Raw genomic sequence first — 694 nt, forward strand, 5'->3', positions numbered from 1 at the left:
TGCCGGCTGCCGCTGCATCCGATCCGCATGCACACGCTGAGCGCGCCGATCGCGTACGAAGAGCACGCGCCGCATCTGAGCATCGTCGATTCGGTCAAGCGGATCGCGATCACGCGGATCCAGCAGCGGCTGCGAATCGGCGGCGGCGCGGTGCTGCAGCGCGCCGCCGATCTCGCAAAGCCGCTCGCCGAACCGCTCGCCGAAGCCGCGCTCGCGCTGCTCGGCCAGGCCGCGCACGACTGGGTGCCGGGCGCCGCGAAGATTTCGGCCGCGTTGTCGTGGCAGGGTGCGCAGTTGCTGTCGCCGGACGGGCTGCCGGTCGTCGGTCCGACCCCGCATCCGCGCGTATTCGTCAATATGGGCCACGGGCCGGCCGGTTGGGCGCTCGCCTGCGGGTCTGCTAAAGTGGTGACCGACTATCTCGGCGGCAACGTGCAGCACTGGCCCGCCGACACGCTCGCCGCGCTGCGCGCCGAGCGCTTCACGACCTGACCGCCGCGCGACGCTTCGCGGCGGGTTCCCGATCCGTCGCCATGCCCCTCGCCCACCCGTTCCCCGATTCCGACCCGATCGCGCTGCTGCGCGTCGCCGATCTGCGCACCGCCGAAACGGCCGCGGCCGCCGCCCTGCCCGCGCATACGCTGATGGACCGCGCCGGCACGGCCGCCGCGCACTGGCTCGCCGCGCGCACCGG

General features: G+C 73.5%; 1 protein-coding gene. It reads left to right on the forward strand.

The genetic code is table 11. The features are described from left to right. The coding region (locus tag HMPREF3115_RS32080; protein ID WP_256275917.1) for an FAD-dependent oxidoreductase at nucleotides 1–492 on the forward strand (492 nt) is incomplete at its 5' end. Between the last annotated feature and the right edge of the window lie 202 nt (nucleotides 493–694).

The organism is Burkholderia sp. HMSC10F09 (genome assembly GCF_001806955.1).
Taxonomy (GTDB): domain Bacteria; phylum Pseudomonadota; class Gammaproteobacteria; order Burkholderiales; family Burkholderiaceae; genus Burkholderia; species Burkholderia multivorans.